The sequence below is a fragment of the Idiomarina sp. genome (genome assembly GCF_048260185.1).
Taxonomy (GTDB): Bacteria; Pseudomonadota; Gammaproteobacteria; order Enterobacterales; family Alteromonadaceae; genus Idiomarina.
In genome coordinates this window covers 18573-38506 of the sequence record NZ_JBLXHB010000002.1, presented here as the reverse complement: position 1 = coordinate 38506, position 19934 = coordinate 18573, and the positions used below count along the sequence as shown (strand labels likewise).

Genomic DNA, 19934 nt, shown 5'->3' with positions numbered 1-19934 from the left:
CGTGGTCGTAAACAGGTGCGGTAATCCCAGTGTTTGCTGACAAATGTTTACTGGATAATCACAATAAAGAAAGTGAAGTGCGCTAAAATATGACATTAAAATCTGTCACCAAAATTCAGCGGATGTTTATGCAACTTCCGCATTCTCATAAAATTCTGATCAGTGCGATCAGCGTTGCCCTCTTGCTATTACTTATCATTCCGTCGGAACCCGCCACGGCATCTAAAAACAGTACTTCTGCAGAGCAGCTAATGCCGGGTAAACGTTATCAGCTGGATTTAGCCTTTGAGCAATCCAGTGCTGATGAAACCTCCGAGAACTCAGAACTGACCTGGCAAACCTATCAGGTTAAGTCGGGTGACAGCTTAGCAAAAATATTTAGCAAAGTAGGCTTTAGTGCTCAGCAGCTGTATCGTGTTACCGAGTCTGGTGACGACGCGAAGTACCTGCGTAAAGTCCACCCCGGTGATTTGCTTCGCTTTGCGACTGACAGTGACGACAACCTGGTACAGCTAGCGCACCAGATAAACGATACCGAAACGCTTATTATCACTCGCCAGAACGACAATTTTGTTGCTGAAATAGAAACTAAAGAAGTTGAAGTGCGCACAGAATTTACTCATGCCATTATTGACTCCAGCTTCTGGAATGCCGGTATCGACTCGGGTCTGACTGACAACCAAATTATGCGCATTGCCGATATTTTTGGCTGGGATATCGACTTTGCGTTAGACCTGCGTAAAAACGACGAATTTAGCGTACTTTATGAAACGCACTATGTAGACGGTGAGTTTGTTGGTTACGGCAAAATTTTAGCGGCAGAGTTTGTCAACCGGGATGAGAACTTTCAGGCCATTCTTCACGATAATGGACAATATTATACGCCGAACGGTCGCGCCATGCGCAAAACCTTTCTGCGTTCACCGGTTAACTTTACTTACATAAGTTCAAGCTTTAACCCTCGTCGGCTGCACCCTGTTACGGGTCGGGTACGCCCGCATAACGGTATAGATTACGCAGCATCTACGGGCACACCAGTAATGTCATCCGGTGACGGTAAAGTTATTTCCGCAGGCTATAGCTCATTAAACGGCAACTTTATTTTTGTTCAGCACGGCGAGCGCTATGTAACTAAGTATTTGCATCTTAGCCGTAAGCACGTGAAAAAAGGTGACCGTGTTAAGCAGGGTCAGGTTATTGGCCGTGTCGGTGCTACAGGTCGGGTAACGGGCCCACACTTACACTACGAATTCCTCGTAGACGGCGTACATCGTAACCCTCGTACAGTAGAATTGCCGGAAGCTAAGTCGCTGGGCGAATCAGAATTGCCTTCTTTCCGCCAACACGCAGATCAGGTAATGGCCATACTAAACGACAACAGACGCGTTTACCTGGCGATGCAGTAATGTTTCAGCGTTATATTGGACTGATGTCGGGCACCAGTATGGATGCGGTTGACGCGGCATTGGTTCAGATAGACACGCAAGGCACACTTAAACTTGAAGCTCATCACTCTTTGTCTTTCCCTCCGGAACTGCGCGCTGGCCTACTGGCTGTAAGCCATACAGATACCTGGCAGGCAGATGAGCTGGCCGGTTTAGACATCGCTTTTTCCGAGCTTTGTGCCAAAGTGGTACGCCAACTTCTTGAACAGGCCGATATAACAGCAAAAGAAGTTACCGCTATTGCCAGTCACGGGCAAACCGTTCGACACAAACCCAATTCAATACCAGCCTACACCTGTCAAATTGGCGACCCTACACGGTTGGCTTTGGGTACGGGCATTGATGTTATTTACGATTTTCGGCGCAAGGACATTGCCGCAGGTGGCCAGGGTGCACCCTTGGTTCCGGCTTTTCATAAGCAAGTTTTTGCCCGCGAGAATCAAAGCATTGCAGTGATTAATTTAGGGGGTATTGCCAATGTCACCTGGCTTGGCCATAAAAGCCAAGTACTGGGCTTTGATACGGGACCTGCCAACACCTTACTGGACCAATGGGTTCAGCATAATGACTCAAGTAAAAGCTTCGATGAAAATGCCCGGTTTGCGAATGAAGGCAAACTTCAGCCTGACCTGCTAAAGCGTTTATTGCAGCATCCGTTTTTTGCTAAGCCAGCTCCCAAAAGTACAGGTCGCGAGGAGTTCAATTTAAAATGGCTGCAACAACAATTGGCCGGGCAGAATATATCCCCGGCTGATGTACAGCGCACTTTGACCGAACTTACCGCTATTAGCATCAAAGATGCACTGACAACTTTGCCGCAACAGCCCGATACGGCTTATTTTTGTGGTGGAGGCACCCGAAACCCATTATTGATGAAGCGCTTAACTGAGCTCTTAGCGCCGATTCAATGCGATACAACAGCGAGTTTAGGCGTTGACCCACAATGGGTTGAGGCAATCGCGTTTGCCTGGTTAGGCTGGTGTTATGAGCATAAAAAACCGGGTAACCAGCCTGAAGTTACAGGAGCCAGTCACCCGGTGGTTTTAGGCGCTAAAGTCCTACATCAATAGAAGCGTTATTCAGCACCAAGCTCCTTGAAGGCGTCCCGGGTTAGGTTTTCGTTCCCATCAGTTCCAACGACAATACTGTCTTCAATACGCACACCGCCGTATGGACGCAGCTCATCAACTTTCTCCCAGTTAATATCTGCACTGTCTTTGTGCTCTTCCAGTAGCTGATCGACCACATATAAGCCCGGCTCAATAGTGAAGACGTGACCAACTTCAATGTCCCGTAGTAAGCGTAAGAAGGGATGACGCTCACTGCGCTCGTAGCTGTTGCCTTTGTCGTCCTTCAGGAAACCGCCAACATCATGTACCTGCAAACCGATAAAGTGACCTAACCCGTGCGGCATAAAGGCACTGGTGTAACCTTTGTCGTAAATGCTTTGTGCATCACCTTTAATAAACTCAAAGTCACTTAAAATTTGCGCGACTTTCAAATGCATCGACACATGCAGATCGTAATAGCTCACACCGGGCTTAATTTCGCTCAATAGCTCTTGCTGAGCTTTATCCATAGCTTCTACCAGGTCCGCGTAGAAACCCTCTTCATAAGCGTATGAGCGGGTTATATCAGAGCAATAACCACGGTAGCGTGCGCCAGCATCAATTAAGAACGAGCGGATTTGCTTAGGCGGAACGGTGTCGTAGACGTCGTAATGCAAAATGGCGGAATTGCTGTTCAATGCAACAATGCTGTTGTAAGGCACTTGTGACTCACGAAAGTCGATAGCACTCAGATAAGCATGGTGTATTTCAAGCTCACTTTTACCGGCAAAAAAGGCTTCTTTTGCCGCAACATGGGCTTTTGCCGCTAAGCGGTTGGCTTCGCGCAAGTTGTCCACTTCCCATTGTGTTTTTATTGAGCGGTGAAAATGCAGATGATCAATCAATGCCTGTGGGTTACGTGCTTTTACTTTCCAGTCACTGGCTGGCTGAGCAAAGTCTTCACCAATAAAAGCGGACTGCTCTAAATCGCTGCCTAAGTCTTCAGTCAGCATGCTTAAGTCGTCGATAATTTTTAAATCAACGTGCTGCTGCCATTCTTCCTCCGGCACGTTAACCGGAGCATGCCAGAAGTCCCGAGCCTGAAATAAGTAAACTGTAGGACGTTGGCTGCCCTTGCGATAAAAAATAGCACTTTTGGGGCTTTCTGTGACCGGAACCCAATATTTAAATAGCGGATTAACCCGGTACGGCGGCGCGTTATCATCGAGAAAATCGACTCGTGGCTGGCCCGAGTAAACCAGTACCGATTCAAAATTGTTGTCCTCTAACGCTTTATCAAAGCGACTACAAACTGTCTTGATGTGTTCTGCGTACGCGCTCATAAAAAAACCTCACAAAAAATTGTGAGGTTATTCTAGCGGAAAAGGCGAAAAATTTCAGCTGTTCCCGGGGGGAAGCTAAAGCCTAAACGGAAAAGCTGGAGCCACAGCCACAGGTTGTTGTGGCATTCGGGTTGTCGACAAAAAAGCGAGAGCCCTGCAGCCCTTCTTCATAGCTGACCACGCCACCCATTAAATATTGTAAACTCATTGGATCAACCAGCAGGGTGACGCCGTTTTTTTCTATTTCCATATCACCCGGGTTTTTCTTTTCATCAAAGGTAAAACCATATTGGAAGCCCGAACAACCGCCTCCGGTTACGTAAACACGCAACTTCAAATTTGGGTTTTCTTCTTCAGCAATCAGCTTACCCACTTTGCTCGCCGCTTGTTCAGTGAACTCAATCGGCATTGCCTGCTCTGCTGCACTGCTCATGATTTCTCTACCTTGGTTGAACTCTACTGCTATTTTCTCTTACCTGAGTATTTTGGTCAAGTATCGCCGTCACTACGCACACCAGGGTTGGCATCGCCACGACTAATTTCTTTCCAGAAAAAGGTTCTATCCAGCGTGCCGTTACCACCTTTGGTAATTCTGACTTTCACCTCTACCCGTTCAGGAGCAAGTCCTTCCGGCATAAAGAAGTCGCCCTCGTACAAGGAAAAATAGCGCATAGAAAAACTGCGATCGTCTTGCGCTATATTGGCAAGTTGCAGTAAGTCATAACGCTTTTTCTTGCCATCAATACGTCCAACCAGCTCAACAGTAACATTTCCCTGAACAAAGTTGCGGCGCTGCTCAATTTGCAAAACCGCCAGAGAGAAATGGAAATGGTTTTCCGAACGATTCTGAGTAACGGTTAAAGAGTCTATAGTAACGCCGCTTTCCTGTAGCTCCGGCGCCATAATTTTTTGATAAAACGCTAAGTCACGACGCAAACCATAGTTATCATTTTGTAACGCGCTCAACTCGTCCTGCAAACTTTGGTTCGCCGAACGCTCAATATCTAGCTCAACTTGCAGCACATGGCGTTGATACTCCATCTGCTCAAGTCGCTGATAAAGCTGTTCAAGTTGCTGCGACTGCTTCGAAACTTCTTCTTTTAATGCCTTTGCGTGCCACACACCAGCTAAGTAGGCCAGGTAAACAACCAAAACAGCAACACAGATCAACAACACAAATACCGGGAAGGATCCCCAGCGTTGTTGCCAGTATTTCAGGTTAAAATAGGGCTTCATAACTTCCAGCTCATTTCCATCAAGCGTTTATGCTGATATGTTATTGATAAATATGCAAGCGCCATCCCACGGTTTAAGGTAAGGATCTTATTTTAAATGGCCTATAACTCGGTACTCCGACAACAATTGCGCAAACAGCTGGCGATGCCATCGACCACTATCGCCATTTGTTTAATGGGACTGGCCGGCGGTATTCTCGCCGCTCTGATGATTGCCGGGTTTCGTCTTGCAATAGAGCAAGGCGCTTATCTTGTCGGGAATGACAGTTACTGGCAACAGCCTTTACCAACTACTTACCGCTTTTTACTCCCTATTATTGCCGCCGCCATTGTTTATGTTCTGTTTCGGCTGTCGGGCTCTAAACACGTACGTATGGGTATCCCCTACGTTATCCATCGTATGAAGCAGCACTACGGCATGCTGCCCTGGCGCAGTACCGTAAACCAGTTCTTTGGCGGAATAATTGCGCTGGTTGCCGGTTTCAGTGTTGGCCGCGAAGGGCCGGCAGTTCATTTAGGTGCTGCAGCAGCTACCTGGCTTGGCTTTCACTTTGACGCCCCCAAAAACGCTGTACGAACCCTTGCCGCGTGCGGTATCGCTGCAGCTATCGCGGCCTCCTTTAACACGCCATTGGCGGCTATGGTTCTGGTAATGGAAGTGGTATTGCGGGAATACAAAGTTCACGTTTTTATACCCGTAATGCTGTCGGCGGTAGCAGGTTCGTTAATTACCGAAGAAATTTTTGGCGTCGCTTCTGAGCTGGCCGTGCTTTCAGCTCAGGATATTCCCACCACACAGTTACCCTGGGTAATGCTACTGGGCGTTGTGCTGGGGTTTGTTGGGGTATTGTTCAAAAAGCTCATGCTGGATGTCATGGAAACCGTGCAGGATATGTCGTTGCTTACGCGCTTGCTCTTTGCCGGACTTATCACGGCAATGCTGGCTGTCATCATTCCCAGCAGCTTAGGTCCGGGGCTTACCGCTATTGAGCAGGTATTGAATCATCAGGGTGAAATGTCGCTGCTGACCACCTTACTTATCGCCAAGCTTTTTGCCTCAGCTATTGCTTTGGGCATGGGTATACCCGGCGGTTTAATTGGTGCCGTGTTCGGTATCGGAGCCATTATTGCAGCGGTATTTGTCGGTGCAGTTAACGGGCTGGATATTCAACAGCCATTGTCTTTCGACAGTTTCATTCTATTGGGAATGGCTGGTATTTTAGCGGCTTGTATTCACGCTCCAATGGCAGCCCTGCTCGCAATTGTCGAGTTGTCACGCAGTGTGGAAATTATTATTCCCGCTATGTTAGTTATTGTGCCTGCTTACCTTATTTCCAGTCAGTTGCTGAAATCGAAGTCTATTTTCATCTCCCAGTTGGAGCTGCAGGGTTTGCCGTACCAGTTGGCTCCGGTGCATGTCGCTTTACAAAAAACCGGTGTTGAAAACGTCATGGAAACAGATTTCAAATTGCTGCTTGAGCCCACTCAGAACGAGCTGGTTGATTCACTTGAATCCGCGCAGGCAAAAACTGTTATTGTTATGTCAGTCGATGAAGATAATCAGGCACTTTATCGTCTGGTGACTTATGATATCAACGCCGGTGACAGTCCCAGCCTAAGCTACACTCCTATTAAGGGCATTCGGGTCACGTCGACTCTGGCCGAAGTGTATGACGAAATTGGTGCCCAGCGCCGCGGTGCCGTGTACGTCTATGAAACGGATGACGGCCAGCCCTGTGGCATTGTTACCTGGGAAATAGTCCGTAAAGCCTTACAGAGAGAACTCGCATGACATGGATACTATGGGTTAAAGCCCTGCACATTGCTTTTATGGTGGCCTGGTTTGCCGGCATTTTCTACTTACCACGTTTGTTCGTTTATCACGCAATGAACGCCAAGCCAGCCGTAGACGAGCAACTTTGCATAATGGAAAGGCGCTTACTCTACTTCGTCACCCCCTTCGCCATCCTTACGCTCATTTTCGGGGTCGTGCTTATTTTTGCCTATGGCTCAGCCTGGTTTGCCGCCAGTGGCTGGATGCACACTAAGTTGGTACTGGTGTTACTACTTTTTGCGTATCACGGTTACTGTTTCAAACTATTGAAGGACTTTAAAACCGGTACCAACCGCCGCAGCCACCGGTTTTACCGAGTGTTTAATGAGCTCCCGGTACTGGCTCTTTTCGCTATTATCATTTTAGCGGTAGTTAAGCCTTATTAGATTCTCTTGTGCCGCATGATTTGCTATAGTGTGCGCCCAGTGACATTCTGCGGCAGAGGCGCACCCAAAGATGAATTTCACCGGCTCCAACATTCTTTCTGTAAACCAGTTCAATCGCGACAGCATTGACTACATATTCTCCGTTGCGGACAAAATGCAACCTTACGCCCGGCGTAAAACACGCACTCGAGTTCTTGACGGCGCTATCCTTGGTAATCTTTTCTTCGAACCTTCAACTCGTACCCGGGTAAGCTTCGGCACGGCATTCAACCTGTTAGGGGGCGAAGTCCGCGAAACCACCGGTATGGAAAGTTCGGCCATTGCAAAGGGCGAATCGCTTTACGATACCGCCCGCGTATTAAGCAGCTACAGCGACGTTATTGCCATGCGCCACCCCAAGTCGGGCTCAGTAAAAGAGTTTGCTGAAGGCAGCCGGGTACCGGTCATTAATGGCGGTGACGGAGCGAACGAGCACCCTACTCAGGCGTTGCTGGACCTTTACACCATCCAGAAAGAACTGGCGTACCATCAGCAGAGCATCGATAACATGCACATTTGCATGATTGGTGATTTGAAGTACGGGCGTACCGTGCATTCGTTGTCCACTCTGCTCTCTATGTACAAAAACATTAAATTCACTTTAATTTCGCCCCGTGAACTTTCCATGCCGGATTCCGTATTGGATACGCTGGCAAATGCAGGCCATCGTGTAACGGTGACAGAAAAAGTCGACGGTATTGTCGATGCTGACATTGTTTATCAAACCCGCATACAGCAAGAACGCTTCGCAAGTCCGGAAGACGCTGATCAATATCGCGGTAAGTTTCGTTTAAACCAGGCTATTTACACTAAGCACTACAAACCCAACACGGTCATCATGCATCCTTTGCCGCGGGATTCGCGCGCCGAAGCGAATGAACTGGATAACGACTTAAACCAAAACCCCAACCTGGCTATTTTTCGTCAGGCTGACAACGGAGTGCTAATTCGTATGGCTCTGTTTGCATTAACACTTGGAGTCGTTGACCAGGTTGATAAACACCAATGTGATGTCATCTGGTACAGCGAAAAAAGCCAACAGTAAAGAGGTAGTACGACATGAGTCGCTCAGAAGAATTATATACTCAGGCACAAATCAGTATTCCCGGTGGCGTTAACTCGCCGGTTCGGGCGTTTAATGGCGTTGATGGCAGCCCCATCTTCTTTGAGCGTGCTGAAGGCGCTTACATGGTGGATGCCGACGGCAAACGTTATATCGATTACGTCGGCTCATGGGGCCCAATGATTTTAGGCCATAACCACCCGGTAGTATTAGAAGCCACCCTGCAGGCGGCCAAGCGAGGCCTGAGCTTCGGTACACCAACGGAAGTTGAAATCACCATGGCTGAGACTATTCGCAAAATAGTCCCTTCGATTGAAAAAGTGCGCATGGTGAATTCCGGTACCGAAGCCACTATGACGGCCATTCGTCTGGCGCGCGGCTATACCGGCCGGGATAAAATTCTGAAGTTTGAAGGTAACTACCACGGCCACGCCGACTCGTTGCTGGTTAAAGCGGGTTCAGGCGCTTTAACTCTGGGCGTTCCTAACTCTCCCGGCATTCCGGAAGATTTTGCGAAACATACTCTAACCGCAACTTATAACGACCTTGAGTCAGTGAAACAAATTTTCGCTGAAATGGGCGATGAAATTGCCTGCATTATTGTTGAGCCGGTAGCCGGTAACATGAACTGCATTCCTCCAGTTGAAGGCTTTCTGGAAGGCTTACGCAGCGTTTGTGACGACCACGGTTCCGTTCTGATTTTCGATGAAGTTATGACCGGTTTCCGTGTAGCTCCGGGCGGCGCTCAGGATCGTTACAAGATTAAGCCTGACCTCACTACTTTGGGTAAAGTCATTGGCGGTGGCATGCCGGTTGGCGCTTTCGGTGGCAAAAAAGAAGTCATGGACTACATTGCGCCGGTGGGCCCTGTGTATCAAGCAGGAACCTTATCGGGTAACCCGGTTGCTATGGCAGCTGGTTTAGCCGCGTTACAGCAATTATCCATCCCCGGGCTTTACGACCAGCTTTACCAACGCGTTGACACACTGCTGGACGGTCTACAGGAACGCGCTGACAAAGCTGGTGTACCAATGACAACGAACCGTGCCGGTTCTATGTTTGGTTTCTTCTTTACCGAAGAGCCCGAAGTGACCACTTACGCTCAGGCTACGCAGTGTAATATGGAACACTTTAAGACGTTCTATCACGCTATGTTAGAGCAAGGCGTGTATCTTGCGCCATCGGCCTTTGAGGGTGGCTTTATGTCGGCAGCGCACAGTGAAGAAGACATTCAGAACACTCTGGATGCCGCTGAAAAAGCTTTTGCTAAGTTAGTCTAGTTCCGCGGCTATAGCGCCTGGCCCTGGTCTGGGCGCTTTAGCCACCAAATAAACGTTCCCACCAGCTTTTCTCGCGGATATCGCCTTCACAGGTAATATCCTCGGGAAGCCTGATTTCCTCAGCCGGTAATTTCCGACCATTGTTACAGTCTTCAGGAATTCGCTGTCCCGTTGTCGGGTGAAAGTTTTGCATTTGTAGAGGCTCCGGTACATCTAAAGCCATGCTTAACGGCGGTAAGTAATCATAAAAGTCCGCCACAACTTTGAGAGCGCCACTACTGCCGGTTAAACCAACCGGTTGATTATCGTCACGGCCTAACCAGACCGTAACCACGTGCTCACCATCTACTGCAACAAACCAGCTGTCGCGATAATCATTCGTTGTACCTGTCTTGCCACCAACTACCTGACCGGCTAAAGCACTTTGCAGGCGGCTTGCAGTTCCCTCTGCTACCACTCCACGCAAACCATAGCGAGTCAGGTAAGACACATTTTTATCGAAAACCTCTTCTGTCTCAGGTGCTTCGCGCCTATAAAGCACCTCGCCCTGATGTGTGGTGATAGACGAAACCGCAGCCAGGGGCTGATAACGACCATCATTCATAAGCGCGCTGTACATTCGTGTCACCGCCACAGGCGACAACGACGCTGAGCCTAAAGTTAGCGAAGGGTAAGCTTGTAGTGGCGTTGTCACACCTAATTCGCGTAAGTAACTCACTAATTGATCTACGCCCACTTCCATCCCTACCCGAACGGCCGGTAAGTTGCGCGACTGAACCAGGGCATCGTACAACAGCAAACTACCGTCAAATTCTTTATCGTAGTTTTGCGGCTTCCATTCCTTCCCTTTTTTGTCAGACAACGTAATGGATTCATCTGCGACAGGGGTATGCAGACCAACGCCTGAATCCTGCATCGCGGCGGCATAAATAATAGGCTTCATTAATGAGCCTATTGGTCGCAGTGCTAACAACGCCCGGTTATAACCTATAGCCTGGCTTAAGCGGCCACCAGCGAGCGCACTAACCGTGCCGTTACGGTAATCGGCAACTACCATTGCACCTTCTAACTTTTCATCTTCGCCGTCAGCCATCAGCTGTTGTGCTAACGAACGCTGTACTGCATTTTGTGCATCCACCTGCAAATGCGTAAAGATTTTTAACCCGGTTTCCTGCCAGTCTTCCGGCAGAATAATGCGCTTCATCTCCCGACGTACTAAGTCCATATAATGAGGGTACGGGTGTTCAACCAGACGGCGACTTTCTTTAACGTCGAGCGGCTGTTCAACCGCAGCAACGTAGTTATCTTTACCGAGCAAATCCTGCTCAAACATGACTTTAAGCACGGTGTCCCTGCGGCTTCGGGCACGCTCCGGGAAGCGCCTTGGGTCATAATAAGAGGGACCTTTTATCATCCCCACCATTAAAGCAATTTCGCCGGGGTTCAGCTCCTGTACCTGCTTACCAAAATAAAACTGGCTGGCAAGTCCGATACCGTGAATGGCATTGCTTCCGTCCTGCCCAAAATACACTTCGTTCAAGTAGGTCTCTAAGATGGTGTTTTTATCAAACCGGTAATCGATAACCAGCGACATCATGGCCTCGTGAAACTTGCGCCACAACGTCTGGTCTCTGCTCAGATAGATATTTTTAACCAATTGCTGAGTAAGAGTAGAGCCGCCCTGAACCGTTCTGCCCGCTTTTAAGTTAGCCGCTAATGCCCGCAGAATAGACCATGGCGATACGCCCTGATGGTGATAGAAGTCCCGATCTTCAACTTTTAATAAAGTTTCAATGAGCAAGTTAGGCACCACTTCCAGCCCCACTAACAAGCGATCTTCTTTACTTAAGGTGCTAATACGGCCTATCAATTCGGGTTCCAGACGAAAGCTTTCCAGCTCTCTGCCACTGGGCCAACTTTTTATCGACTCAATACGGTCACCGCGAAAGTTGATTTGCACACGTTGCGACATTTGCGGCCCATCGGAAAAGTCAAAAGGCCGCCTGTGCACCATGACATTGTTTTTACCCACCGAGTAATAACCCGACTGCTCAGTGTTACTTTTACGCTGATAACCCACCCGCTCAAGAACATCGACCAACCGCTGCAAACGCATAGGATGATTCTTTACCAGCGTCACTTCTCCCGCATAGACTAAAGCCGGTGCTTGATAGCGCTTGTTACTAAAATGGCGGGATAAACTGGCATCCAGATAAATGGCATAAAGCCCAATGACGGCGATAAGTACCAGCCCTATCTTAAAGCTTGTCCAGAATAGGTATTGAAACCATCGACTTTTTATCACTACTGCTGCCTTTTGGTTTTAAACGTTGCGGTTGCATTCAGAGGGTCTTCGGGCCACGGATGCTTAGGATAGCGACCGCGCATTTCTTTGCGCACGTCGGCGTATGCATTTTGCCAGAAACTCGCGAGATCATTGGTTCGCTGTAACAGACGTCCGGCCGGCGACAGAAGATCAACGGTCACAACTTGTCGATTATCGATAATTTTAGGCGACTCAGAGACACCAAACATTTCCTGTAATTTGACCTCAACCCGGGGGTTGTCGTCCAGATAATTTATAAACACTTTACGTTCTGTCGGAGTTTGCCACCATTCAGGACAGGCCGTATTAAGACGTTGCTGTTCTGAGTAGTCGAGAAAATAACACAAAGCTTCGTATGGATCCCATTGCTGCAATTGCTTTAACGACCGGATATTCGTCCAGTATGGCGCAGCCCAGTGCTCCAGGTTACTGAGTAACCCTGCATCGCTCATATCGTAAGCGCCCAGCTCTCCGGCTTGTTGCAGCCAATAGACCCTACGTTGTAGCTGTCTCGCACGTTGACTCCAGTTGAGTTTACCCAGGCCTTTATCGCGCAACCACAGGCAGAAGGCTTCGGCTTTTTGTTCACTAGAAACCGGTCCATTACTAGTAGTCTGACTGAGTACCAGGAAACCCAGCTGAGTGCGGGTTATTTGTCGCAGTTGTTGCTGTTCACCTACCCATTCAGCTGTTTGCACGGTCTGCAAAGGAATGTCCGCTTTTTTCAGTAACGACTGGGCATCGTCCACAGGTAGCAGACAGCGGCTGCGGCCTATGGTGTCTTGCTCATGAAAGGTGACATCAAAAATAATTGCCCAGGCTGGCTGCTTAAGGCGACTGCTGTCGCCACTAACCCTACCACCACAGGCCAGTTGAAAGTCTCCGCGGCTGACATCGTACTTTGCGACTCGGTCGGGGTACCCCTGCAGTAAGGCAACGGCAAGGCCTTCCTCACTGGTTTCTGCGGTTTCTGCAGCTTCTTTCAGCCCATAATGGTTTAACCAATAGCGCCAGCGTTGTTGCCACAAAGGCGCCTGGTTTCGTTGTTGATAATGCTGCTGGGTGCGTTCAAACAGATCGACTGATTTTATGCTAGTTTGCGGCTCTTCCAGTGTCGCCAGAACACGAGCCATAGCGGCTTGCTGCTCGTTCTTCAGCATTTTGGCTGCATCCGCCACCAGTAAAATTCTGGGATCAAAACCGCCGGACTCCAGCTGACGGGCTTTTGCGGTTAACTGCCCCTGCCTTATTAAGCCGGTACTGGCTAAAAAATCGGTCGCCGCGGCACAATGCCCCGGGTCGGGCTGAGAAAACCAGGCCAGTTGGCTCACCTCACTGCCCCAGCGCAACACATCCAGTACCAGTGCTGATAAATCCTGAGTGGCAACGTCCGGAGGCGCATAATCGGCAAAGCCATGTTCGTCGGAGCGCGCCCACAAACGAAAACATTGCCCCGCCTGCTGACGACCCGCACGCCCGGCACGCTGTGTTGCCGAAGCGTTAGCAATACGTTGCGTCGTTAACTGGCTTAATCCGTATTGCGGCAGGTACTGAGCCCGGCGCTCGCGGCCACTGTCGACAACCACATCAATGCCGTCCAGAGTTAAGCTGGTTTCAGCAATATTGGTTGCCAGAATAATGCGTTTTTCGTCCGACGCCTTTAATACTTGCCGCTGTTGCTGCAAGGGGATACGCCCATGCAGGGGTAAAATGATTGTGCCCGGCGGCATGCGCTGACTCAGTTCAGTCGCAACCTTTTGTATTTCATAGACCCCCGGCAGGAAAACCAGAACACCTTTTTCGGCAGCAGCAAAGGCTTCAGCAACCACTTTGGGTAATTCAGCCAGCCATTGAGTAACATGAGGTGGAGGGCGATAGTGGTATTCAACTGGATAACTTCGACCTTCGCTACGCAAAACCTGCACCTGATCACAGTAGTTCTCTAACCAGAGTTTCAGGCTTTCTGCGGGTAGGGTCGCCGACATAATTAGCAGGTTTAAATCCGGACGCAATGGTAGGGCATCAATCACCAGCGCCAGACTTAAATCACTGTGCAAATTGCGTTCGTGGAATTCATCGAAGATCAGCGTGCCAATGCCGCTAAGTTCAGGATCTCCCTGCAGCCATCGAACCAACACGCCTTCTGTAATGATCAGTAACTTAGTTGCCTTACTGCGCTTGCTGTCGCCGCGCACCGTGTAACCGACCTGCTCACCCACCGACTCGCCCAACTGCTTAGCCAAATAATGAGCAATATTGAGCGCAGCAACACGCCGGGGCTGCAGCATGACAATAAGACCGTCATTAGCAATGCCCTGCTGCAACAGAAATAGCGGAAGCTGTGTTGATTTACCGGCACCGGGCGGTGCCTCAATAACGACACGTGCTGCCGGAAAGGCTTTCGCCAGCTCTGGCAGCACGTTCTCAATTGGCAAGGTCATGCCAAATTAATCACCTTGTACAGTTGCAGCTATAGTACGAACACCCGCGGCAGTTGCGCCCGTAGCCCACATAGAGGTAGCTGATTTTTGGTAAGCACCAGCTAAATCGAAGTGCAGCCAGCCTTTACCGCTGTTCGGTGCAAAGCGCAATAAAAAGCCCGCGGCGTTACTTGCACCACCGGCACCACCACCTTTTTGCGGGCGGCTGTTAGCTGTATCAGCAAAAGCTGACGGACAATTTTCACTGTGCCACGGAGCCAACGGTAAGCGCCACAATAGCTCATTTTCTTTATCCGCATTAGCCAATGCTTTAGTAGCAGCCACTTCATCCACACTAAACAGCGCGTTGTATTCATTACCAACCGCCATTTGCGCGGCGCCGGTCAGGGTAGCCGCATCAATAATCTGTTTCGCACCAAACTCGCCCGCAGCCTGTAAGCCATCGGCCAACACCAGCCGACCTTCTGCGTCGGTATTAACAACTTCAACCGTCAGGCCGTTTTTATAGCGAATAATGTCACCCAGTTTGTATGCGCGGCCGTCAATCATGTTCTCGGCGCAGCAAAGAATGAGCTTAACACGCTTATTCAGGCCCCGGCGTATAGCCAGAGACAATGCACCGGATACGGTAGCTGCACCGCCCATGTCGCACTTCATAGCGAGCATACCTTCGCTTGGTTTAATGCTGTAACCACCGCTGTCATAGGTAATACCCTTACCTATTAACGCGGTTTCTACCGGCGCATTGTCATCGCCGGTTGGGTTGTAATCTAATACCAACAAGCCTGGTGCGTGCTGACTGGCACGACCTACGGTGTAAATTCCCATCCAGCCAGCGTCTTTCAGCGCTTCGCCTTTTATAAATTCCGCACTGATGGCGTCTGACGCCAGAGCCTTAAAGTGTTCGGTTACACGTTGCGCCAAACTTTCAGGGTAAATTTCTTCCGCTGACAAATTGGTCAGTTCACGGCTGAAACGAGTCGCTTCACGCATAGCATCAAGTTCTTTGACTGCAGGCTCGTCAGTTTTATTCCAGATAACCTGATTGGTCGACAAGGTTGAAGTAAAACCTTGTGACAACGCCCACTGACGCTCCAGGTTCCAGTCACTGCCGGCAGCTTCAATGGTTACTGCTCCGGTGTTGTCCAGAGTCCGGCCTGCTTTCTGAATACGCCGCAAGTTTTCAGCTTCATCTTCAACTAAGATGATTTGTGCTTTGTTGTCACCAAAGACTAAGTTTGATTTTGGATTCCAATAACTTGCGGGGGCTTCCTGAGTTAAATAGATTGCGAGTGCGCTGGACATTCTGTACCTCTCCCGATAATTTGCTGTCTGTTTATACTAGAGTTATGAGGTCTCTGATGCAATTTAACAAGCCCCTGCGCCAGGGAGTTTTGCAAAAAAGATACAAACGTTTTCTCGCCGACATTGATTTTGGTGACAACGAAACGACGACAACCCACTGCCCTAATACCGGAGCCATGACCGGGTGTGCAGAACCCGGCTTTACAGCCTGGTGCAGTGTTTCCGATAACCCCAAACGTAAATACTCACTGACCTGGGAGCTCGCGCAGAATAACAACGGTGAAATGATTGTGGTCAATACACAGCACGCCAATCGCATGGCCGGAGAGTTACTACAAACCAACCTTGTACCTGAATTAAGTCAGTGGCAAGAGCTGAAACCAGAGCAACGCTACGGTAAGGAAAAAAGCCGCATCGACTGGTGGGGCGTAGACCAGCATAACCGTGAATGCTTTATTGAAGTAAAAAGCGTCACTTTAGCGGACGCAAGTCAAGGTTACTTTCCCGACGCAGTCAGCCAACGCGCTCACAAACACCTTAATGAACTGATGCAGGTTGTGGCCGATGGTCATCGCGCAGTGCAGCTTTACATGGTAATGCACGACGGTATCGAACGAGTTTCTCCCGCCGCACATATTGATAGCCAGTATGCTGAGCTGTGTAAAAAAGCAGCGTCAGTCGGAGTCGAGTTTTATGCAGTAAAGTGCCGCGCGTCGGCGAAAGAAATAAAACTGGAGAGACCAGTTCCCGTAAGCCTTTAAAACTCAATGCCTTCACAATTTCACCGCAGAAATTTAATCCGAATGACGTTGCCAACCGTAAACCTTTCTGGTATACGTAGCGTCCTTTTTTTAATGTACTGCTTTTTAAGCACTCTTTTATAGAGAATGTAGGAGATCCATGATGCCTCAAGGCAAGGATAAGAAAACCCATGGCATCCTGGCGATGGCCGGCCTGGAGCCGTATCAGGAAAAACAGGGCGAAGAGTACATGAACGATGCGCAACGTTCGCATTTTCGTCGTATTCTGGAAGAATGGCGTCGTCAATTACGTCAGGAAGTTGATCGCACAGTGCATCATATGAAAGACGAAGCAGCGAACTTCCCTGATCCGGTAGACCGCGCTGCGCAGGAAGAAGAATTTAGTATCGAACTGCGTACACGTGACCGTGAGCGTAAGTTGATTAAGAAGATTGAAAAAACCTTACAAAAGATAGAAGAAGATGATTTTGGCTTTTGCGAATCGTGCGGAATTGAAATTGGTATCCGCCGTTTAGAAGCTCGCCCAACAGCTGACCAGTGCGTCGACTGTAAAACGCTGGCCGAGATGAAAGAGAAGCAAATGACCGGAGCCTAAAGGCTCATGTATCGTGGCCGTTTCGCTCCAACGCCTTCAGGGCCTTTGCACCTGGGATCGTTAGTAGCTGCCGTTGGTAGCTACTTAGATGCTAAAGCGCATAGAGGTGAGTGGCTGGTTCGCATTGAAGATGTCGATAAACCGCGAGCCGTGCCCGGAGCGGCCGATACTATTTTAACGCAGTTGGAAGCCCATGGTTTAGAATGGGACGGTTCCGTTTTATACCAAAGCCAGCGCGATTCGGTTTACCAGCATCAGCTCAATCAGCTGGGAAACGCTCAACGTCTTTATCAATGCGACTGCAGTCGCCGGGCTATTCGTGCCCGCAGCGATCACTACGATGGCTACTGTCGTAACCGCCAGCCTCGTTCAACCCCTTACGCCCTGCGCTTCATTAATAATAACCCGGTTGATACATTTAATGACCGCGCACACGGCTTATTAGAAGATCACTCAGCCTCAGTCAGTGAAGACTTCGTACTTAAACGTCGCGACGGATTGTATGCTTACCAGCTGGCTGTGGTCGTTGATGATATTGAACAGGGTATTACCGATATTGTGCGTGGCAGCGACTTGATAACTCCAAGCTTCTGGCAGCTGACTTTATGGCAGTATTTCACCGGAAAGCAGCCAAGAATGATGCACTTACCTCTGATAATGAATAACGATGGACTCAAATTGAGTAAGCAAAACCATGCACCGTCAATTGAGTCCAGCCAGGCAAGAAATAACCTTTTCACAGCGCTGGATTATCTGGGTATTAAACCAGAATCAGAGCTGCGACACAGCCCTGTCAGTGAAATATTGCAACAGGCGTTGCAAAGTTGGTGCAAAAAGTGGCATATAGCAGGTCGTTAACGGTACAATATGCAGACAACAACTGAATCTAAATAAAAACAATGGTAAGGGAGAACCACCATTATTAAGCGAATAAAAGCACTGGCAAAGCGCGCCTTTTCCAGTAAAGCGGCAGAGCCTGAATCCAGCCGGTTACCCAAATTACAAGTTATCTCACGGGACAAACATCCAGTATCCCGCAACGATATCAGTAAAAATGCAATAAAGGTTCTTTACCGCCTGCACAACAGTGGTTTTGAAGCCTATCTGGTTGGCGGCTGCATCCGCGATATTCTTCTGGGGCTTGAACCAAAAGATTTTGATGTCACCACTAATGCCACACCAGAGCAAATTAAGTCCCTATTTCGTAACTGTCGCCTAATTGGTCGTCGCTTCCGCCTGGCCCATGTGGTGTTTGGAAAAGAAGTTATTGAAGTTGCGACTTTCCGCGGCCACCACGGTGACAGCCCGCAGGAAGAAAATAAGAAAAACCGCACGGCAGACCAGGACGAGCACGGTCAGCTGGTTCGCGATAATGTCTACGGCAGCATAGAAGAAGACGCCGAGCGTCGTGACTTTACGGCCAATGCGCTGTATTACAATATCGCTGACTTCGCCATTTACGATTTTGCCAACGGCGTTGATGACATTAACGCTGGCATTTTGCGGATGATTGGTGACCCGGAAGTACGCTACCGTGAAGATCCGGTGCGCATGCTTCGCGCCGTTCGCTTTGCCACAAAACTGAATATGCAGATGGATAACTCGGTCAGCGGCCCGCTAAAAGAACTTGCGCCGTTACTGATAAACATTCCACCGGCACGTTTGTTTGACGAATTCCTGAAAATGTTTATGTCGGGTAAAGCAGAAGCTAACTTCCTGATGATGAAAGATTTCGGACTGTTTCAGCAGTTATTCCCAATGCTGAAAGATTACGTCGCTGACGAACAAAGCCCGGCCTACCAAATGATGCTGAAGGCCTTTAAAGACACCGACAGACGCATTGCAGAAGAGCAGCGTGTTACTCCGGCCTATTTAATTGCCGTGTTGTTGTGGTGGCCATTACAGGCTCGACGCGAACAACTTGAGAACGAAGGTGGCCTGCCACCTATGGACGCGTTAAACGTTGCCGCCGCTGATGTTATTCACAGACAGTCGCAACGTGTTTCGTTGCCCAAACGGTTCAGTCTGCCAGCCAGAGATATCTGGCAGTTACAGCGTCGTTTGAATATCACTAAAGGTGTGCGCGCTCAAAAAGTGCTTGAACATAAGCGGTTCCGCGCCGCTTACGACTTTTTATTGTTACGCTCTTATGCGGAAAATAGCGATAAAAAATTAGCCGGACTGGCAGAGCACTGGAGTAAAGCGCAGGACAACCCGGCGCAATTAAAGTCCTCAAAGCCGGAGGCGGGATCAGGCCGACGCAAACCGCGCCGTCGTCGTGGTCCACGCCGTAAGCCTCAGGAAAATAAAGGTAATGACGCAACATAAAGCCTTTATTGCGCTGGGGAGTAACCTCGGTAAGCCGGTGGACAATATTCTATCGGCTTTAAAGGCGCTGAGTAATGATTCCCGCTGGCAATTATTAGCTTATTCCTCTCTTTACGGTAGCAAACCTATGGGCCCGCAAGACCAGCCCGATTACGTTAATGCCGTTTGTTCCGTAAGCACTAGCTTACCGGCGGCCGAGCTTCTGCAAGCCTTACACGATATAGAGGATGCTTTTGGTCGTAAACGAGTCAGGCATTGGGGCGAGCGCACACTGGACCTTGACCTGCTGCTGTTTGATGAGCAACAACATCAATCGGACTCTCTCCGGGTTCCTCACCCGGGGTTATACGAACGCAGCTTTGTACTTTACCCTCTGGCCGAAATAGCCGCCGACAAACTTTTGCCTAATGGCAATACCGCAAAACAACAAACAGAGAGTCTTACCGAAGAGGGTCTGGACGTGCTAATCTGTCGGTCTGATATAACCATCTAAAACTGCTGAAG

17 protein-coding genes are annotated in these 19934 nt (G+C 49.2%); 11 read left to right on the top strand and 6 right to left on the bottom strand.

The window, feature by feature from the left end; all coding sequences use genetic code 11:
• The first annotated feature begins 113 nt into the window (after positions 1–113).
• Both ACN0RF_RS05890 and ACN0RF_RS05885 read left to right on the top strand, forming a co-directional pair.
• Positions 114–1406, top strand: a complete 1293-nt coding sequence (locus ACN0RF_RS05890; RefSeq protein ID WP_417438561.1) for an OapA family protein — start codon at positions 114–116, stop codon at positions 1404–1406.
• A complete protein-coding gene (locus ACN0RF_RS05885) occupies positions 1406–2515 on the top strand; it encodes an anhydro-N-acetylmuramic acid kinase (RefSeq protein ID WP_417438352.1) in 1110 nt (369 codons plus the stop codon). Before ACN0RF_RS05890 ends, ACN0RF_RS05885 begins: the two co-directional genes overlap by 1 nt.
• Positions 2516–2520: 5 nt before the next feature.
• On the opposite strand, the gene pepQ is transcribed toward ACN0RF_RS05885, so the two are convergent.
• The 3 genes from pepQ to ACN0RF_RS05870 all read right to left on the bottom strand — a co-directional run bounded on the left by pepQ (position 2521) and on the right by ACN0RF_RS05870 (position 5073).
• Positions 2521–3837: a Xaa-Pro dipeptidase gene (gene pepQ, locus ACN0RF_RS05880; RefSeq protein WP_417438351.1), complete on the bottom strand. Its 1317-nt coding sequence runs from the start codon at positions 3835–3837 to the stop codon at positions 2521–2523.
• Between the two features lie 82 nt (positions 3838–3919).
• Positions 3920–4270 carry an iron-sulfur cluster insertion protein ErpA gene (gene erpA, locus ACN0RF_RS05875; protein ID WP_011235467.1) on the bottom strand — a complete coding sequence of 117 codons (351 nt, stop codon included), beginning with the start codon at positions 4268–4270 and terminating at the stop codon, positions 3920–3922.
• Between the two features lie 56 nt (positions 4271–4326).
• On the bottom strand, positions 4327–5073 hold the full coding sequence (locus ACN0RF_RS05870) for a DUF6776 family protein (RefSeq protein WP_417438350.1): 747 nt from the start codon (positions 5071–5073) through the stop codon (positions 4327–4329).
• A gap of 96 nt (positions 5074–5169) precedes the next feature.
• Here ACN0RF_RS05870 and ACN0RF_RS05865 point away from each other — a divergent pair, with 96 nt between their 5' ends.
• The 4 genes from ACN0RF_RS05865 to hemL all read left to right on the top strand — a co-directional run bounded on the left by ACN0RF_RS05865 (position 5170) and on the right by hemL (position 9674).
• Positions 5170–6864, top strand: coding sequence for a chloride channel protein (locus ACN0RF_RS05865; protein WP_417438349.1), 1695 nt, complete (start codon positions 5170–5172; stop codon positions 6862–6864).
• A complete protein-coding gene (hemJ, locus tag ACN0RF_RS05860) occupies positions 6861–7292 on the top strand; it encodes a protoporphyrinogen oxidase HemJ (RefSeq protein WP_272988964.1) in 432 nt (143 codons plus the stop codon). Before ACN0RF_RS05865 ends, hemJ begins: the two co-directional genes overlap by 4 nt.
• Positions 7293–7362: 70 nt before the next feature.
• Positions 7363–8376 (top strand): aspartate carbamoyltransferase, encoded by a 1014-nt coding sequence (locus tag ACN0RF_RS05855; RefSeq protein WP_417438348.1) that lies wholly within the window; start codon positions 7363–7365, stop codon positions 8374–8376.
• A 14-nt stretch (positions 8377–8390) separates the two neighbouring features.
• Positions 8391–9674: a glutamate-1-semialdehyde 2,1-aminomutase gene (hemL, locus tag ACN0RF_RS05850; protein WP_417438347.1), complete on the top strand. Its 1284-nt coding sequence runs from the start codon at positions 8391–8393 to the stop codon at positions 9672–9674.
• Positions 9675–9711: 37 nt separating this feature from the next.
• On the opposite strand, the gene mrcB is transcribed toward hemL, so the two are convergent.
• From mrcB to pepB, 3 genes are read right to left on the bottom strand one after another with little or no spacing between them, the layout of a single operon-like run.
• The gene (mrcB, locus tag ACN0RF_RS05845) at positions 9712–11979 is read right to left on the bottom strand and encodes a penicillin-binding protein 1B (protein ID WP_417438346.1); all 2268 of its coding nucleotides are present in this window, start codon (positions 11977–11979) and stop codon (positions 9712–9714) included.
• A complete protein-coding gene (hrpB, locus tag ACN0RF_RS05840) occupies positions 11979–14441 on the bottom strand; it encodes an ATP-dependent helicase HrpB (RefSeq protein ID WP_417438345.1) in 2463 nt (820 codons plus the stop codon). Before hrpB ends, mrcB begins: the two co-directional genes overlap by 1 nt.
• A gap of 6 nt (positions 14442–14447) precedes the next feature.
• Positions 14448–15746, bottom strand: a complete 1299-nt coding sequence (gene pepB, locus ACN0RF_RS05835; RefSeq protein WP_417438344.1) for an aminopeptidase PepB — start codon at positions 15744–15746, stop codon at positions 14448–14450.
• Positions 15747–15802: 56 nt separating this feature from the next.
• On the opposite strand from pepB, the gene sfsA reads away from it, so the two are divergent.
• The 5 genes from sfsA (at position 15803) to folK (ending at position 19923) form a co-directional block, all read left to right on the top strand.
• Entirely contained in the window at positions 15803–16507 is a 705-nt protein-coding gene (sfsA, locus tag ACN0RF_RS05830) for a DNA/RNA nuclease SfsA (RefSeq protein WP_153849759.1), read from the top strand.
• A gap of 142 nt (positions 16508–16649) precedes the next feature.
• A complete protein-coding gene (gene dksA / locus ACN0RF_RS05825) occupies positions 16650–17102 on the top strand; it encodes an RNA polymerase-binding protein DksA (protein ID WP_011235477.1) in 453 nt (150 codons plus the stop codon).
• Between the two features lie 6 nt (positions 17103–17108).
• Positions 17109–17960: a tRNA glutamyl-Q(34) synthetase GluQRS gene (gluQRS, locus tag ACN0RF_RS05820; RefSeq protein ID WP_417438343.1), complete on the top strand. Its 852-nt coding sequence runs from the start codon at positions 17109–17111 to the stop codon at positions 17958–17960.
• 150 nt (positions 17961–18110) lie between these two features.
• Positions 18111–19430: a polynucleotide adenylyltransferase PcnB gene (pcnB, locus tag ACN0RF_RS05815; RefSeq protein ID WP_110014302.1), complete on the top strand. Its 1320-nt coding sequence runs from the start codon at positions 18111–18113 to the stop codon at positions 19428–19430.
• On the top strand, positions 19417–19923 hold the full coding sequence (gene folK / locus ACN0RF_RS05810) for a 2-amino-4-hydroxy-6-hydroxymethyldihydropteridine diphosphokinase (RefSeq protein ID WP_417438342.1): 507 nt from the start codon (positions 19417–19419) through the stop codon (positions 19921–19923). The genes pcnB and folK overlap by 14 nt, the downstream gene beginning before the upstream one ends.
• Positions 19924–19934: the final 11 nt, after the last annotated feature.